The sequence below is a fragment of the Nocardioides sp. NPDC051685 genome (assembly GCF_044453405.1).
In the GTDB taxonomy this organism is placed as follows: Bacteria; Actinomycetota; Actinomycetes; order Propionibacteriales; family Nocardioidaceae; genus Nocardioides.
This window is the reverse complement of the sequence record NZ_JBITCR010000002.1, coordinates 61,924-77,005: the sequence shown is the minus strand read 5'-3', so window position 1 is coordinate 77,005 and position 15,082 is coordinate 61,924. Positions and strand designations below refer to the sequence as shown.

The following is a 15,082-nucleotide window of genomic DNA, read 5'->3' as shown; positions in this document are numbered from 1 at the left end:
GGTCTCTGCGTCAGTCGGTGAGCATCCAGACCGCGTCGTCCGGCGGAAGGTCGGAGACCGGCTGGTCGCCGCTGCAGATCACGACGTCGCCATCCGGCAGCGGCGTGGGCACCGTGCCGCAGTTGAGGAAGACGCTCAGCCGGCCGCGGCGGAAGGCGATGACGCCGTCCGGCGCGTCGAGGAACTTCACTTTCTCGCCGACGCCACGGGCGTAGCGGCGGCGCGCGGCCAGGGCCGCCCGGTAGAACTCCAGGGTCGAGCCCGGCCGACCGCTCTGCGCGGCCACGGTCAAGTCAGCCCACTGGACCGGCTGCGGCAGCCACGGCTGCCCGTCGCCGGGGCTGAAGCCGAAGGGCGGGGCGTCACCGCTCCAGGGAAACGGCACCCGGCAGCCGTCCCGGCCGTTGCCGCCCTGCGCCCACGGGTCCTGCTGATGCTCCGGGGGCAGCTCCACGTGCGGTAGCCCGAGCTCCTCGCCCTGGTAGAGGTACGCCGACCCGGGTAGTGCCAGCATCGTCAGCGTCGCCGCGCGAGCGCGGGCGAGCGCCTGCTCGCCGTCGCCGTAACGGGTCCGATGACGGACCGCATCATGGTTGGAGAGCACCCATGTGGGCCAAGCGCTGGAGGGCTCCAGCGCCTGCAGAGTGGACATGATCGCCTCGGTGAACTGCACCGCCGACCACCTCGACTGCAGCCACAGGAAGTTGAACGCCTGGTCGAACTCGTCCGTACGCAGGTAGTCGCGCAGATCGGCCGGCCAGTGGGTCCACGCCTCGGCGAGCAGCATCCGCTCACCGGGGTAGGAGGCGACGATCTTGTGCCAGTCGCGGTAGACGTCGTGCACCTCGGGGCGGTCCCACATCGGGTCGTCCTCGACACCGGCGTCGTACATCACCGCGGGGTCGGAGTTCGGTGAGCATCCCTCCGGGACCTTCTGGTCGCGCAGGTCCTTCATCAGGCCGTGGGCGACGTCGACGCGGAACCCGTCGACGCCCCGGTCCAGCCAGAACCTGAGGACGGAACGGAACTCCTCGGCCACCTCGGGATTGCGCCAGTTGAGGTCGGGTTCCTCCTCGTCGAACATGTGGAGATACCACTGTCCGTCCTCGACCCGCGTCCAGGCCACGCTGCCGAAGACGGAGCGCCAGTTGGTCGGCGGCTCGTCGCCGTCCGGACCTCGGCCGTCGCGGAAGATGTAACGATCCCGCTCCGCCGAGCCGGGTCCGGCCGCGAGCGCCTCGCCGAACCACGGGTGGTCCGAGGAGGTGTGGTTGGGGATCAGGTCGATGATCACTTTCAGGCCCACCTCGTGCGCCTTGGTGAGCAGGTCCTCGGCGTCGGCGAGCGTGCCGAAGAGCGGGTCCACGCCGCGGGCGTCGACGACGTCGTAGCCATAGTCGCTCTGCGGCGAGGGATAGAACGGCGAGAGCCAGATCGCATCCACACCGAGGTCGGCCAGATGGTCCAGCCGCGCGGTGATACCTGCGAGATCCCCGGTGCCGTCCCCGTCCGCATCGGCGAACGAACGCGGGTAGATCTGGTACGTCACGGCCTCACGCCACCACGGAGAATCCACGCGAGCCCGGTAACCGGATGCCCTCGAGATCATGCAATGGCGGCCGCCGGTTCGGGTCGGCGAGGACTTACCCAACATCAGGCATGGCGCTCACCCGGGGCGAGGCGTTGTGTTGGAGGTGACCAGGTCCCTGCCGTGCGGCAGCGGACTCGGGGCCGCACGCTGCACGACATGCGGACGCACCTCACCAACCATGGAGGGAACCATGCGGATCCTATTCCGCGTACTCGCAGCACTCGTCGTCGTGACCTTCGCGACGATCGGGGCACCAGCGATGGCCGGCAGCGCGCACTTCGTCGGCGACGCCACCATCACCCGGGTCGGAGACACGCTCCAGGTCTCCGGAAAGGTGGCCGGCCTCGGCAACGAGGCGCAGATCCACGTCACCGTCACGGCCGTGGCCCAGTGCATCAACCCCGGCAGCAACCATCCCAAGGCTGCCAACAAGGAGTCGGTCTCGGCAGAGGGCGACTTCCCGGTACAGAACGGCAAGGCCAACTACTCGTTGACGCTCGTCGCGACGACCATCTCGCCGAACTGCACCCCACCGATGACTATCCGGTGGAGTGACGTTTCCATCTCCGTCCTGGACCAGGGCATCTCGCAGTTCTACCCCGGCCCGTTCTGATCCCCCGCAACCCACGTGACGGCGCTCGGCTGGACCCTCAGCCACGCGCCGTCTTCGGCGGTCTGCCCCTCTGCGTCCAGGAGCGCGTGCTCGGCTCAGTGGTCGTGGTCAGCAGGGTGCAGCTGCGTCCCGGTCACACCGCAGTGCGCACAGGTCTCGATGTGCACGCGGTACTCGTCGGGCTGGGCCTCGACCGCCAGCGGGCGGCGTACGAACCCGACCGCGATCACCGCGCCGAGGACCAGCAGGCCGGCGTTGAGGACCATGGCCATGCCGAAACCGGCGTCGAAGGCCTGCGGGTCGGTGTAGTCGTCGCCGGCGATCCCGACAGCCGCCGGCACGACGGCCACCGCCAGCAGCCCGGCGGTCCGGGCCACGGCGTTGTTGACGCCCGAGGCGATGCCGGCATGCCGGTCGTCAGCGGCGTCGAGCACGGTGGCGGTCAGCGGCGCGACCAGCAAGGTGAGCCCGGCGGCGAAGAGCAGGACGGGCGCGAGCACGTCGAGGACGTACGACGCCTGGGGCCCGATCCGCCCCATCCAGAGGACGCCGGCGGCCGCGAGCAGAGGCCCGAGGGTCATCGGAAGACGCGGACCGATGCGCTGCGCGAGCGCGCCCGCACGGGACGAGAAGAGCAGCATCACCACGGTCACCGGGAGCAGGCCCGATCCCGCGGCGAGGGGCGACCAGCCGCTGACGACCTGGAGCTGCAGGACGAGCAGCACGAAGATCACGCCGAGCGCCGCGTACACGAGCAGGGTGACGGCGTTGGCCGCGCTGAACTGCGGGTTGCGGAAGAGCTCGAGCGGCACCAGCGGGTGGGTCGAGCGGGCCTCGACGACCACGAAGGCGACCAGACAGGCGACTCCGGCCGCGGCGGTCGCCGCCACGGAACCGGCGAAGCCCGCATCGCCCGCCCGGGTCAGTCCGAAGGTGAGCGCGCCCAGCCCGGCCGCAGCCAGGACCGTGCCGGTCAGGTCGAGCCGGCCGCTGGCGTCCGGGTCTCGGCTCTCCGGGACGTGGCGCGTGGCGACGATGACGATGAGCACCGCGACGGGGACGTTGATGAGGAAGACCAGCCGCCAGTCGATCTCGACCAGCCAGCCGCCGACGAGCGGTCCGATCGCGGCTGCGATGCCGCCGAGACCCGACCAGGCGCCCACGGCCGCGGACCGGTCCTCGGCATGGAACGACGCGGCGATGATCGCCAGGCTGCCCGGTGTCAGCAGGGCGCCGCCGACCCCCTGCAGCCCCCGCGCCGCGATCAGCAGATGGATGTCGGGTGCCAGCCCGCACAGCAGCGACGCGACGGCGAACCACACCACGCCGACCAGGAACACCCGGCGCCGCCCGAAGCGGTCGCCGAGGGAACCGCCGAGGAGGATCAGCGCCGCGAGGCTCAGCGTGTAGGCGTTCACCGTCCACTGCAGGCCGGAGAAGCCGGCGTCGAGATCCTCCCCGATCCGGCCGAGGGCGACGTTGACGACGGTGGAGTCGAGCAGCGCCAGGCCCGAACCCAGCACCGTGGTCAGCAGCACCCAGCGGCCGCGGGCGGAGCCCAATCGGAGGGCGGCGCTGTCGGTCTCTGTCACCCGCTCAGTCTAGTGACGCTCCGATCTCCGACCGGTTGCCGTGCCCGCAGGTCAGCCCTGAGGTCGGTAGCGGTAGCCGACACCACGCACAGCCGCTATCGGCGAGGCGTCGCCGGACCAGCCGAGCTTGCGACGCAGCCGGAGGACCACGAACTTCACCCGCTCGGGGGCGATCCCGGTGGGGTCGTTCCACACCTGGTCCAGCAGCTGGTTCGGTGAGAGTACGGCGCCGGCGTGCTGGACCAGCACGCTGAGCAGTCGGAACTCGGTGCGGGTGAGGTCGACCGGTCGTCCGTCGACCTCGACCTGCCGCTGCCGGAGGTCGACGCGGACGACACCGTCGTCATACACCCCGGCCTCGGTCCGGTCCGCTCGCTCGGTCGACCGCACGCGACGCAGCAGCGCTTCGACCCGCGCCAGCAGCTCGTTGTTGTTGAACGGCTTGGCGAGGTAGTCGTCGGCGCCGCCGCGGAGGCCGCGTACCTTCTCCGACTCCTCGCTGTGGGCGCTCAGCATCAGGATGGGTACGTCGGCGAAGTCGCGCACCCGCTCGAGCACGGTCCAGCCGTCCATCTCGGGCAGGCCCACGTCCAGGACCACCAGATCCGGTCGCACGTCGTGCACCTTGCGGAGCCCGACGCGGCCGTTGGTCGCCAGGTCGAAGCCGTAGCCACTGCGCTCGAACAGCACCCGCAGGACGAGCGCGACGTCCGGCTCGTCCTCGATGGCTAGGATCCTGGTCATCGCGTCTCCCTATCCAGCGGCACCGCGACTCGCACCGTCGTGCCGCGGTCCTCGGTGCTCTCGACCACGATCGAGCCGTGGTGCAGCTCGACGATCGTCTTGCAGATCGCCAGGCCGAGCCCGCTGCCCGACAACCGCCTCCGGACGGCGTTCGAGCCGCGGATGAAGGTGTCGGTGACGGCTGGCAGCTCGTTGTGAGGGATGCCGATGCCGGTGTCGGCCACCTCGATCAGCCACCGAGACCCGGCACATTCGGCCCGGACCGCCACCGAGCCCTGGGGCATCGTGAACTTCACGGCGTTGCTCAACAGGTTGTCGAGCACCTGGCGCAGGCGGGTCGGGTCGCCGACGAGCGGCGGTCCGTCGGCGATGTCGGCGGTCAGTGTCAGCTGCCTGCTGTCTGCGGCGGGCCGGTGGTCGGCGACCGCGAGGTGCACGAGCTCCGACATGTCGACGGCTGACTCGTGGATCGGGAGGGTGTGTCGCTCGAGCTGGGTGATGAGCTGCAGGTCGTCGACGAGCCTCGTCAGCCGCTCCGCGTTGCGTGCGACCGCGTCGACGGCCGTCCGTTGTCGGTCGGTGAGTGAACCCGAGGCCGGGTCACCCAGCATCTCGGTGAAGCTGGCCACCGCGGTCAGCGGCGTACGGAGCTCGTGGGAGACGGCGGCCACGAAGTGGTTCCTCAGCTCCGCCGCCTCGGTCAGCACCCGGTTGCGCTCCCGGAGCTCGTGCTGGGTCGTGGCGATCTCGGTGACGTCCCGGAAGTACCACAGCGCGCCCAGATCGGTCTCGCCGTCACGGATCGGCACGAAGTCCAGGCTGAGGCTGCGGCCGTTCACGAGCTCGAGGCCATAGCCCAGGCACATCTTGCGGAGGGTCGCGATGTCATCGAGCTGGGCACGCACGGTGGCCCGCTCGCGGCAGCGCCGGGCCACGGCACCGAGGACCTCCGAGCGCTCGACGTCTCCCCACGCCTCGGCGCTCGCACGCCCGAAGACACGCGCGAAGGTGTCGTTGGCCAGCACCGTCCGGCCGCCCTCGTCCTCCACCAGTACGGCGGCATCGAGCTGCCGCACGAGTGCCCGAAGCCGCTTCCCTTCGGTCCTGGACCGGCGCTCGGCGGCCCGTTGATCGGTCACGTCGAGCGCGTACGCGATCACGGCGCGCACTCCTGAGACGTCGGTCATGTCGTAGAAGACGGTGTCCATCTCCCGCCAGCGGCCGTCGGCGGCGAGCACCCGGATGTCGGTCCGGGCCGCCGGCAGCTCGCCGGCGCGCACCGCCCGCAGTGCGGCGGCGGCGGTGTCGATGTCGTCAGGATGGACCGCGTCCCGCAGACCGGAGGGCAGCTCCATGTCGGGCGGATAGCCGAGCGCCTCGACGATCGCGTCGGAGAGCACCGACCAGGTCCCGTCGAGACCGATCCGCACCACGATCGACCGCGAGTGCTTCACCAGGGACGAGTACGCCTCCAGACCGGGTTCCCGGCGTACGGCATCCGGGTCGAGACGCGCGACATCCTCGACGAACTCCGCAACGTCGTCCGAGTCCGCCGCAGCATCGTGGAGCAGGGCCGTGGCGCGATCGATGAGGTCGGAAAGGGCATCCGCGTTCGCGCTGGTGTCCGCGTGCTCAGCTGATGGTTCCGTCGTGGGACCCCCTTCGCCTGCTCCTCCCCACAACTAAGGTGCCACAAACAACGGGAAAGCGCAGGAACAAGGCGGAATCAGGCTGTGCCGAGCAGCACCGCGAACGCGCCGAGCACCAGGAACGGCCCCAGCGGCAGGGCGGAGTCGAGGCTGGCCCGCCTGGTCACGAGCAGCGCCAACCCGAGGATCCCGGAGAGCACGAACGGCAGCGCGCACGCCAGCACGACCGCGGACAGCCCCCACCACCCGAGGGCGAGACCGAGCAGGCCGGCCAGCTTCGCGTCACCGAGGCCGAGCTGGTCGGGGCGGATCAGCACCAGGACCAGGTAGCCGACGCCTGCCACCAGCCCGCCGGTGAGGACGCCGACGATCCGGTGCGGCTCGCCGCCGGCAAGAGCCGCGACGATGAGCAGACCGGCGAGGATCGGGTACGCCGGCAGCGTCAGCCGGTCGGGCAACCGATGCACCGCGATGTCGATGAACACGAGCGGGACGGCCACCAGCGCCAGGAACGTGAACGCGAGCAGCTCGGGACGGGGGCCGATCGCGCCCGCGACGGCACCGAGGAGCGCGGCCGCGACTCCCTCTACCACGCCGGCCGGCGGGCCGATCCGACGCCGGCAGCCGCGGCAGCGGCCGGTCGGCGGGAGGAGCGAGCGCCACAGCCGGTCGGACACCAGCTCACGGGTGCAACTGGGGCACCGGATCCGGTCGGGTTCTCCCGACGGGACCGACAGACGAAACGCCAGCGCCCGCAGCCAGGGCGCGAGCAGCGCCCCGGCCGCGGAGCCGGCCATCACCATGACCGATGCCATCACGGCGTCATCACCAGGTGCATGCATCGAAGGTAAGGCAGCCAACCGGCTGGGCCCAGAGGCCGGAAGCAGAAATGGCCGACCGTCCGTCGGCGCCCGACAGATGTCCTCCGAACGCCCGACACGGGACGACACCGGTCGTCCGGCCCCCGGCCAACCATGGCCGTTCGCCCGCTACAGCGGCCGCTCGAGAACCCGGATCGTAGAGGCATCGGGGAAAGCGGGTCACCCGGATCCCGAATCTCGGACACACCCACATCACCGTCAGTTCACAAGGAGTCTCACATGCTTTCCATTCTCACTCAGCTCTCAGCCTGGTTCTACACCCGTACGGCGGACCGCGACCGCGAGCGCGGTGCCACCGCTGTCGAGTACGGCCTCCTGGTCGGCCTGATCGCAGTCATGATCGTCGCCACGCTTCTCCTCCTCGGCCCCGAGCTGACCCGGATCTTCGGGGAGGTCCTCGCCGCCCTCCAGCAGGTGCCGTAAGTCGCCTGGGCAAAGGGGGCCGGCCGGCGGCCGGCCCCCTCGTCCTGTCCACCCGTCACTTCAGAAGGAGACCTGAATGTCACGCCTCTTCAGCCGCCCCGACCGGGCAGACCGCGGGGCCGCCGCGGTCGAGTTCGCGCTCGTGCTGCCGCTGCTGCTGCTCATGCTCTTCGGGCTCATCGACTTCGGCCGGGCGCTCAACGCGCAGATCACGCTCACCCAGTCGGCTCGCGAAGGCGTCCGCCTCGCCGCCCTCCAACAGCCGGGCGTCGAAGACAGGACGCGTGCCGCCGCCGAGCCGATGACCGGCGTGACCGTCTCGGTCACGGCGTGCCCGGCGAATCCGGCGCCGACCGACGACGCGGTCGTCCTCGCGCAGCAGGACTTCACCTTCATCACCCCGATCGACAGCATCGCCGACCTGTTCGGCGGCGGCCTCGGTTCCTCGTTCCAGCTCACCGGCAAAGGAGTCATGCGATGCCTCGGCTGATCAACCACATCATCGACCGCACCCACCGGCAAGGCGACGACCGAGGAGCGGTCTCGACCCTGGTCGCGATCGTCCTCGGCGCCGGACTGCTGCTCGGCATCGGTGCCCTGGTCATCGACACCGGCCAACTCTTCGTCGAGCGGGCCGAGCTCCAGAACGGCGCCGACGCGGGGGCCCTCGCGGTAGCCCAGGACTGCGCGGACGCCGACGGCTGCCCCGCCGACGCCCAGCAGCAGGCCGAGGCGCTGGCCGGGGACAACGACGCGAGCGATGACAGGGCCGATGCGAGCCTAGTGTGCGGATACACCGTCGCCGGGTTCCTGGCACTGTGCCCGGCCGAAGACGCGGCGTCCGATGCGTGCCTCGGTGACCGGCCGCCGGCCCCCGGCAACTTCGTCGAGGTCCGTACCACCACCCGGCAGGACGACGACTCGACCGTGCTGCCCCCGGTGTTCGGCCGGATCCTGCTCGGAAACGACTACGACGGCCGCGGCGTCCTCGCCTGCGCACGTGCCGCCTGGGGCGGCCCGAAGGCAGCCGCCACCCTCCCGCTGACGATCTCGTTCTGCGAGTGGCAGTACGCCACCGGAGACGGCGTCGACTTCGCTCCGGCACCGCCGGCCGTTCCGGCCGGGAGCTATGAGCGCGTCCTGTCCCTCAAGGCGGACGGCAGCGATCCGGTCCCCTGCCCCGGCAGCCCCTCGGGCGGAGATCTGCCCGGCGGCTTCGGCTGGCTGGACGACAGTGACTGCAACGTCGAGGTCGACGTCGACGGGACGTTCTCGGCAGACCCCGGCGTGTCCGGGTCGACCTGCGACGCAATGTTGTCGACGGCTCGTACCTCCGGGGAACCCCTGCTGATCCCGATCTTCGACGTCGCCGAGGGAACCGGGAGCAACGGCACGTACCAGATGCACGGGTTCGCGGCCTTCGTGGTCACGGGCTACGACCTGCCGGGCTTCAAGGCGACTTCGACGCTGACCGGACGGAAGAAGTGCTCCGACTCCGGCCCCAGCTCGGCCAAGTGCATCTTCGGCTACTTCACCAAAGACCTCGTCACAACCGCAGACACCGTGCTCGGCGGGCCGGACATGGGCGCCACGACCGTCCAGATCATCGGCTGAGCAACGAGAGAGAAGAGAGACACCATGAAACGTTCCGTTCTTGTCCTAGGCCTCGCACTGCTGCTCTCGGTGATGGGCGCCACGGCGGTCTTCTGGTACGTCCGAGGCGCAGATGCCCGGGCGATGGCCGGACAGCAGGTCGTGACCGTGCTGATCGCCGACCAGTCGGTGCCGGCCGGCACCGAGGCCGGCAAGGCCGTCGACACCGGCCTGCTGAGGACCGAGCAGATGCCCGCCGATACCGTTCCGGCGGGCGTGCTGAGCGAGATCCCCTCGGACCTCACGCATCTGGTCGCCGTCGCGGACATCGCCCCGGGTCAGCTGGTACTGCGCTCGATGTTCGACAAGAAGCGGCCCAACCCGTCGGGCCTGACCATCCCGGAGGGCAAGGTCGCCGTCACCGTCACGCTCGGCGTTCACCAAGAGGTCGCGGGCTACGTGAAGGCAGGCTCCGAGGTGGCGGTGTTCGACACCTACACCGAGCGCGACGGGCAGGGCCGGACCACCGGTGACGGCCTCCCGAAGAAGCGCGGGGACTTCCAGGCCACCCGGGTACTCCTGCCCAAGGTCGAGGTGCTCGCCGTCGGGGGGGCCCCGGCCAAGAAGAGCGATGCCGCTGGGGGCCAGCAGGCCGGCGTCCTGGTCACCGTGGCCGTCGACCAGCGGAACGCGGAGCGCCTGATCCTCCGTTCCGAGACCGGTTCGCTCCATCTCGCACTGCTGTCCGACACGTCCAAGGTCGAGCCCGGCCCCGGCGCCAGCACCCGATCCATGAACCGCACCGAAAGTTGAGTGAGGCAGCGACATGACCATCCTCTGTTCCCCGTCCCAGCCAAGCGACGAGCTGATCGCCGCCCTAGGCGCCGGCGTCCTGCCCGCGCCAACCCTGTCCCGGGTCCGGGAGCTGCTCGAGCAGCTCCCTACCGAGCGCCTGGTCGTCGTCGGGCCGGAAGTCGGCCTCGACGAGGCCGCCGGCTTTGCGATCGACCTGCGTCTGACGCGGCCGCTCGTCGGCGTCGTGGCGATCCGGCCCGAGCTCGACGTCGAGGCCTACGCATACGCGATGCAGGCCGGTATCCGCGAGCTGGTCGCTGTGGCCGACCTGCCGGGGCTCGTCGAGGCCTGCCAGCGCTCCCAGCGGCTCTCGGAGTCGATCCTGCTGCCCGTCGAGGCGGCAGCGGGCAGCGAGGGGAAGGTGATCACGATCTTCAGTTCCAAGGGCGGTTGCGGCAAGACCACGCTGGCCACGAACCTGGCGGCCACGCTGCACGACAAGGGCGCGCGTCGAGTGTGCCTGGTCGACCTCGACCTCGCCTTCGGTGACGTCGCGATCTCGCTGCAGCTCGAGCCCCGGCGCACCCTGGTGGATGCCGTCGCGATGGGCGAGAACATGGACGCGACCGGTGTGGCCGGCCTGCTCACCACCTTCCGGCCCGGGCTGGAGTGCTTGCTCGCCCCGGTGGAGCCCGGCGACGCCGAGAAGGTCCCGGCGGCCGTGATCGACGACCTGCTCGCGGTGCTGCGCGGGATGTTCGACTACGTGGTGGTGGACACGCCGCCGCAGTTCAACGAGCACGTGCTCCGCGCGCTCGACGGCAGCGACCACCATGTGCTGCTGACGAACCCGGACATGGCGGCGGTGAAGAACCTCCGGCTGACCCTGGACATGCTCGACCTGCTCTCGTATCCGCGGGCGACCCGCAGCATCATCCTCAACCGGGAGGACGACCGCGTCGGGATCACCGCCGGGGATGTCGAGCAAGCACTGCGCAGCCAGATCGCCGCCAGGATCCCCAACAACCTCGAGGTCGTCGCGGCCTTCAACCGCGGCGTGCCGATCGCGGCCGAGAAGCCGTCGCACCGCGTCAGCGAGGCGATCCGGAAGTTCAGCGCCCAGTGCCTCGACGGTTCGTTGGCCGCCAGGACGCGGGCGGCCAAGGCACAAGCGCCCAAGAAGCCGCGGGGCCGGTGGCTCGGCGTCGGTGCGCGGGGAGTGAGGAACGCATGAGCATGCGACTGAGTGACCGACTGGCCGGGCAGCGACCGGGCCGAGAGCCGACCGCCCCCCAGGCGGCGCCGACGGAGGCCGCACCCGAGACCGGCGAGCCGTCCGGGCGTGCCGCCCGCCACACCGACCCGTTCGCCGAGCTCAAGCGGAGCGTGCACGACAACCTGCTCGAGGAGCTCGGTCCGAGCCTGTATACCGACCAGCTCGCCGAGGACGACTTGGCGCAGCGGGTGCGGTTGACGGTCAAGAGCGTGCTGGAGCGGGAGGACACCCCGCTGACCGCCGCCGACCGCATCCGTCTCGCGGAGGAGGTCGGGAACGAGATCCTCGGCCACGGCCCGCTCGAGCCGCTGCTGCGAGACCCCGGGATCACCGAGATCATGGTCAACGGTCCGGACAGCATCTACGTGGAGCGCGCGGGTCGCCTGTCCCCGGTGCCTGCGACGTTCGCCGACGAGAACCACCTGCGTCGCGTCATCGACAAGATCGTCGCGCGGGTCGGCCGGCGCGTGGACGAGGCCAGCCCTATGGTCGATGCCCGGCTGGCCGACGGCAGCCGGGTCAACGCCGTCGTCTCCCCCATCGCGCTGGACGGCTCGAGCCTGACCATCCGGAAGTTCTCCGCCGATCCGTTCCAGGTGGCGGACCTGATCAGGTTCGGCACCATGACCAGGCCGGTCGCCGACCTGCTCTCGGCCTGCGTCCGGGGGCGGCTGAACATCATCGTCAGCGGCGGCACCGGCTCGGGAAAGACGACTACCCTCAACGTACTGTCGTCGTTCCTTCCGCACGACGAGCGCATCGTGACCATCGAGGACGCCGCAGAGCTGCAGCTGCGCCAGGACCACGTCGTGCGGCTGGAGTCGCGGCCGTCCAACACCGAGGGCCGCGGCGAGATCACGATCCGCAGCCTGGTCCGCAACGCGCTGCGGATGCGGCCCGAGCGGATCGTCGTCGGTGAGGTCCGCGACGGCGCTGCCCTCGACATGCTGCAGGCGATGAACACCGGCCACGACGGGTCGCTGACGACCGTGCACGCCAACTCACCGCGCGACTCGGCCTCACGTCTGGAGACGATGGTCCTGATGGCGGGTATCGACCTGCCGAGCCGGGCGATCCGGGAGCAGATCGCCTCCGGCATCGACCTGATCATCCAGCAGGCTCGGCTCAAGGACGGCACCCGGCGGATCACCCACATCACCGAGGTGACCGGGATGGAGGGTGACGTGCTCACCCTGCAGGACCTGTTCACGTTCGACTTCGGTGCCGGGGTCGACGAGCATGGCCGGTTCCTCGGGACGCTGCGCTCGACCGGACTGCGCCCGAGCTTCTCCGACCGGCTGGAGCAGCACGGCATCGTGATGCCCGAGATGCTCGGCGCACGGCTCGGCGATCCGGGAGCACAGAGATGAGCCGGGACGTGGCCGCCGGGTCCGGGGTACGGCACAGCCTGCGGGCGGTGCTCGGCGGTACGCTCGCACTCCTGGTATCCCTCTGGGCGCTCACCCCCGCAGCCGCGGTCGCGGCCGACGCGCAGCCGGGCGGAGCCGCGGTCGTCATCGTGCTCGACGCGAGCGGGTCCATGCAAGGCGAGCGGTTGGCCTCGGCACGAAAGGCGGCCGAGAGCTACCTCGACGCGCTGCCCGACGACATCCCGGCGGGGCTGGTGACCTTCTCGGGCCCGCCTCAGTTGACGGTGCCGCTCACCACCGACCGGGAGCGCGTCGGCGCCGCGGTGCGTGCCGCGCAGGCTCATGACAGCACCTACCTCTACGACGCCGTCGTCCTGGGCGCCCAGACGCTCGCCAAGTCGCCCGGCACCCGCAAGATGCTGGTGCTGTCCGACGGCGAGGACACCAGCAGCAAGCGGACGCTCGAGGAGGCCCTGGGCATCCTGCGGAAGTACGGGATCACCACCGACATGGGGGTGCTGGACGCGGTTCCTGCGTCCGGCGCGCGCTCTAGGCTGGTCGAGGACACAGATGGGCGGATGCTGACCGCAGAGGAAGCGAAGGACCGGGCGACGGAGCTGGTGCCCGCGCCGCGGGCGGCAGCTCCGGCCGCGGCGCCGCCCGGATGGCTGCTGACGGCGGGCGTCGCTGCGCTCTTCGCGGGGTTCGCCGGAGTTGCAGTCGCGGTGCTCGGCCCGCTGAGCCGGGACCGTCGGCGCGAGCGGGCCCTCGCCGTCCTGGCACGGTACCGCGTGACAGGGACCGGAGCGGCGCCCCAGGACGAGGTTGGCTGGTCGTCGCCGCTGCGGCACGCGCTCACCTTCAGCGAGCACTTCCTCGATTGGCGGGGCCGGCGCGAGCAGCTCGCCACCGACCTCGGCCTCGCGGGCATGTCGTTGAAGCCCGCGGAGTGGCTGTTGGTCCGCACCTGCACGAGCATTGGCCTGGGTGTGTTGACCATGGTCGTCGGGGCGCCCTGGTTCGTGGGCGTGATCGTGGCCCTGCTCGCCTGGTTCGCCACCCGGGCCTACCTGAAGATTCGAATCTCACGGCGGCGGACAGCGTTCGGTGAGCAGCTCCCAGACACGCTGAACCTCCTGGTCGCCGCTCTCCGCACCGGCTTCTCGCTGCCGCAGGCGCTCGACGGGGTGGTGCGCAACGGCACCGAGCCGATCGCCGGTGAGCTCGCTCGCGCGCTCGCCAGGACCCGGCTGGGCGTATCGGTGGAGGACGCGCTGGACAAGGCGGCCGAGCGGATGAAGTCCGCCGACTTCGCCTGGGTCGTGATGGCGATCCGGATCCAGCGGCAGGTCGGCGGAAACCTGACCGGGATACTCGAGACGACCGCGAGGACCATGCGGGAGCGGGTCCAACTGCGCCGGCACGTCAAGGCGCTCTCGGCCGAGGGCCGGATGTCGGCGTACGTCCTGATCGGGCTCCCCATCGTGCTCGCCGGCTTGATGCTGTTCATCAGCCGCGAGTACATCGCGCTGCTCTACACCACGCCGCTCGGCTGGGTGCTGATGATCGTCGGTGTGGGCTTCATGTCCGTGGGCTGGTTCTGGATGAACAAGCTGATCAAGGTGGAGGAATGAGCGTGCTGACACTTGGAGTAGCGACCTTGGCGGTCGCGATCGCATTCGGGGTCATCGGCCTGTCGATGGTCTGGGGGCCCGCGAACCGGCGGGTGGCCAAGGGGCTCGAGTCGATCGAGCTCTACTACGGCAGCGGGCAGCCGGGGAGCGTGGCCGGTGCCGGCCAGGTCGGGTTGCCGTACCTGCTCATCCGGCTGGGCCAGCTGGCCGCCAAGCTGTCGCCGGCCGGAGTGCCGGCGTCGATCGGTCGCCGGCTGAACCTCGCGGGCAACCCGGGGAGCTGGACGGTGGAGAAGGTGCTCGCCTACAAGGGCCTGGGGCTCTTCGCGGGGGCAGCGCTCGGGGCGCTGCTCGGGTCGCGGTCGGGGGTCGCCGTCTTCGTCTTCGGTGGGCTCGGCGCGGCGGTCGGGTTCTTCCTCCCCGACGTCCTCCTCTACAACGCCGGCAGCAAGCGCCAGGCCGTGATGCGCAAGCAGCTGCCGAACACGCTGGACATGCTGACCGTGTGCGTCGAGGCAGGGCTCGGGTTCGACGCCGCCCTCTCTCAGATCGGGCGGAACACCCAGGGCCCGATGGCCGCGGAGTGTGTGCGGATGCTGCAGGAGATGCAGCTCGGCAAGTCGCGGGTCGAGGCCCTCCGGGCGCTCGCGGACCGGACGACCGTGGTCGAGCTGCGGGCGTTCGTTTCCGCGATGGTCCAGGCGTCCGAGCTCGGCGTCCCGACCGCACAGGTTCTGCACGAGCAGGCGAAGGAGATGCGGGCCAAGCACCGTCAGCTCGCTGAAGAAAAGGCGCAGAAGCTCCCCGTCAAGATCCTCTTCCCGATGATGTTCTGCATCTTCCCGGTGTTGTTCATCGTCGTTCTCGGCCCCACGGTCCTGTCCCTGCTGGCGATGTTCGGCGGGTAGGCCGGTGCCGGTG

15 protein-coding genes are annotated in these 15,082 nt (G+C 70.4%); 10 read left to right on the top strand and 5 right to left on the bottom strand.

Annotated elements, in window-relative coordinates:
• Positions 1-10 precede the first annotated feature (10 nt).
• Positions 11-1,609: a glycoside hydrolase family 13 protein gene (locus ACIA03_RS05435; protein WP_396980046.1), complete on the bottom strand. Its 1,599-nt coding sequence runs from the start codon at positions 1,607-1,609 to the stop codon at positions 11-13.
• 172 nt (positions 1,610-1,781) lie between these two features.
• Between ACIA03_RS05435 and ACIA03_RS05430 the strand changes: the two genes are divergently transcribed.
• A complete protein-coding gene (locus ACIA03_RS05430; protein ID WP_396980044.1) occupies positions 1,782-2,204 on the top strand; it encodes a hypothetical protein in 423 nt (140 codons plus the stop codon).
• Positions 2,205-2,299: 95 nt separating this feature from the next.
• Here ACIA03_RS05430 and ACIA03_RS05425 read toward each other — a convergent pair whose 3' ends face one another.
• From ACIA03_RS05425 to ACIA03_RS05415, 3 genes are read right to left on the bottom strand one after another with little or no spacing between them, the layout of a single operon-like run.
• The gene (locus tag ACIA03_RS05425; RefSeq protein WP_396980042.1) at positions 2,300-3,796 is read right to left on the bottom strand and encodes an MFS transporter; all 1,497 of its coding nucleotides are present in this window, start codon (positions 3,794-3,796) and stop codon (positions 2,300-2,302) included.
• 51 nt (positions 3,797-3,847) lie between these two features.
• Positions 3,848-4,540, bottom strand: a complete 693-nt coding sequence (locus tag ACIA03_RS05420; RefSeq protein WP_396980040.1) for a response regulator transcription factor — start codon at positions 4,538-4,540, stop codon at positions 3,848-3,850.
• Positions 4,537-5,994 carry an ATP-binding protein gene (locus ACIA03_RS05415; RefSeq protein WP_396980038.1) on the bottom strand — a complete coding sequence of 486 codons (1,458 nt, stop codon included), beginning with the start codon at positions 5,992-5,994 and terminating at the stop codon, positions 4,537-4,539. Before ACIA03_RS05415 ends, ACIA03_RS05420 begins: the two co-directional genes overlap by 4 nt.
• Between ACIA03_RS05415 and ACIA03_RS05410 the strand changes: the two genes are divergently transcribed.
• A complete protein-coding gene (locus ACIA03_RS05410) occupies positions 5,986-6,180 on the top strand; it encodes a hypothetical protein (protein WP_396980036.1) in 195 nt (64 codons plus the stop codon). The two genes, ACIA03_RS05415 and ACIA03_RS05410, sit on opposite strands and share 9 nt — an antisense overlap.
• Before the next feature lie 86 nt (positions 6,181-6,266).
• On the opposite strand, the gene ACIA03_RS05405 is transcribed toward ACIA03_RS05410, so the two are convergent.
• On the bottom strand, positions 6,267-7,004 hold the full coding sequence (locus ACIA03_RS05405) for a prepilin peptidase (RefSeq protein ID WP_396980034.1): 738 nt from the start codon (positions 7,002-7,004) through the stop codon (positions 6,267-6,269).
• 285 nt (positions 7,005-7,289) lie between these two features.
• Here ACIA03_RS05405 and ACIA03_RS05400 point away from each other — a divergent pair, with 285 nt between their 5' ends.
• The 8 genes from ACIA03_RS05400 (at position 7,290) to ACIA03_RS05365 (ending at position 15,069) form a co-directional block, all read left to right on the top strand.
• Positions 7,290-7,493, top strand: coding sequence for a Flp family type IVb pilin (locus ACIA03_RS05400; RefSeq protein WP_396980032.1), 204 nt, complete (start codon positions 7,290-7,292; stop codon positions 7,491-7,493).
• A 76-nt stretch (positions 7,494-7,569) separates the two neighbouring features.
• On the top strand, positions 7,570-7,983 hold the full coding sequence (locus tag ACIA03_RS05395) for a TadE/TadG family type IV pilus assembly protein (RefSeq protein ID WP_396980030.1): 414 nt from the start codon (positions 7,570-7,572) through the stop codon (positions 7,981-7,983).
• Positions 7,971-9,107: a pilus assembly protein TadG-related protein gene (locus tag ACIA03_RS05390; protein WP_396980028.1), complete on the top strand. Its 1,137-nt coding sequence runs from the start codon at positions 7,971-7,973 to the stop codon at positions 9,105-9,107. Before ACIA03_RS05395 ends, ACIA03_RS05390 begins: the two co-directional genes overlap by 13 nt.
• 24 nt (positions 9,108-9,131) lie before the next feature.
• Positions 9,132-9,899 carry a Flp pilus assembly protein CpaB gene (gene cpaB / locus ACIA03_RS05385; protein WP_396980026.1) on the top strand — a complete coding sequence of 256 codons (768 nt, stop codon included), beginning with the start codon at positions 9,132-9,134 and terminating at the stop codon, positions 9,897-9,899.
• A 13-nt stretch (positions 9,900-9,912) separates the two neighbouring features.
• A complete protein-coding gene (locus tag ACIA03_RS05380) occupies positions 9,913-11,115 on the top strand; it encodes a CpaE family protein (protein WP_396980024.1) in 1,203 nt (400 codons plus the stop codon).
• Positions 11,112-12,527, top strand: coding sequence for a CpaF family protein (locus ACIA03_RS05375; RefSeq protein WP_396980022.1), 1,416 nt, complete (start codon positions 11,112-11,114; stop codon positions 12,525-12,527). Before ACIA03_RS05380 ends, ACIA03_RS05375 begins: the two co-directional genes overlap by 4 nt.
• Positions 12,524-14,161, top strand: coding sequence for a type II secretion system F family protein (locus ACIA03_RS05370; RefSeq protein WP_396980020.1), 1,638 nt, complete (start codon positions 12,524-12,526; stop codon positions 14,159-14,161). Before ACIA03_RS05375 ends, ACIA03_RS05370 begins: the two co-directional genes overlap by 4 nt.
• Positions 14,158-15,069: a type II secretion system F family protein gene (locus ACIA03_RS05365; RefSeq protein WP_396980018.1), complete on the top strand. Its 912-nt coding sequence runs from the start codon at positions 14,158-14,160 to the stop codon at positions 15,067-15,069. The genes ACIA03_RS05370 and ACIA03_RS05365 overlap by 4 nt, the downstream gene beginning before the upstream one ends.
• The last annotated feature ends 13 nt before the right edge of the window (positions 15,070-15,082 follow it).

Coding starts and splice junctions, on each gene's coding strand:
- ACIA03_RS05435 (WP_396980046.1), bottom strand. CDS start 1,609: ATGATCTCGAGGGCATCCGGTTACCGGGCTCGCGTGGATTCTCCGTGG.
- ACIA03_RS05430 (WP_396980044.1), top strand. CDS start 1,782: ATGCGGATCCTATTCCGCGTACTCGCAGCACTCGTCGTCGTGACCTTC.
- ACIA03_RS05420 (WP_396980040.1), bottom strand. CDS start 4,540: ATGACCAGGATCCTAGCCATCGAGGACGAGCCGGACGTCGCGCTCGTC.
- ACIA03_RS05405 (WP_396980034.1), bottom strand. CDS start 7,004: ATGGCATCGGTCATGGTGATGGCCGGCTCCGCGGCCGGGGCGCTGCTC.
- ACIA03_RS05400 (WP_396980032.1), top strand. CDS start 7,290: ATGCTTTCCATTCTCACTCAGCTCTCAGCCTGGTTCTACACCCGTACG.
- ACIA03_RS05395 (WP_396980030.1), top strand. CDS start 7,570: ATGTCACGCCTCTTCAGCCGCCCCGACCGGGCAGACCGCGGGGCCGCC.
- ACIA03_RS05390 (WP_396980028.1), top strand. CDS start 7,971: ATGCCTCGGCTGATCAACCACATCATCGACCGCACCCACCGGCAAGGC.
- cpaB (WP_396980026.1), top strand. CDS start 9,132: ATGAAACGTTCCGTTCTTGTCCTAGGCCTCGCACTGCTGCTCTCGGTG.
- ACIA03_RS05380 (WP_396980024.1), top strand. CDS start 9,913: ATGACCATCCTCTGTTCCCCGTCCCAGCCAAGCGACGAGCTGATCGCC.
- ACIA03_RS05375 (WP_396980022.1), top strand. CDS start 11,112: ATGAGCATGCGACTGAGTGACCGACTGGCCGGGCAGCGACCGGGCCGA.
- ACIA03_RS05370 (WP_396980020.1), top strand. CDS start 12,524: ATGAGCCGGGACGTGGCCGCCGGGTCCGGGGTACGGCACAGCCTGCGG.
- ACIA03_RS05365 (WP_396980018.1), top strand. CDS start 14,158: ATGAGCGTGCTGACACTTGGAGTAGCGACCTTGGCGGTCGCGATCGCA.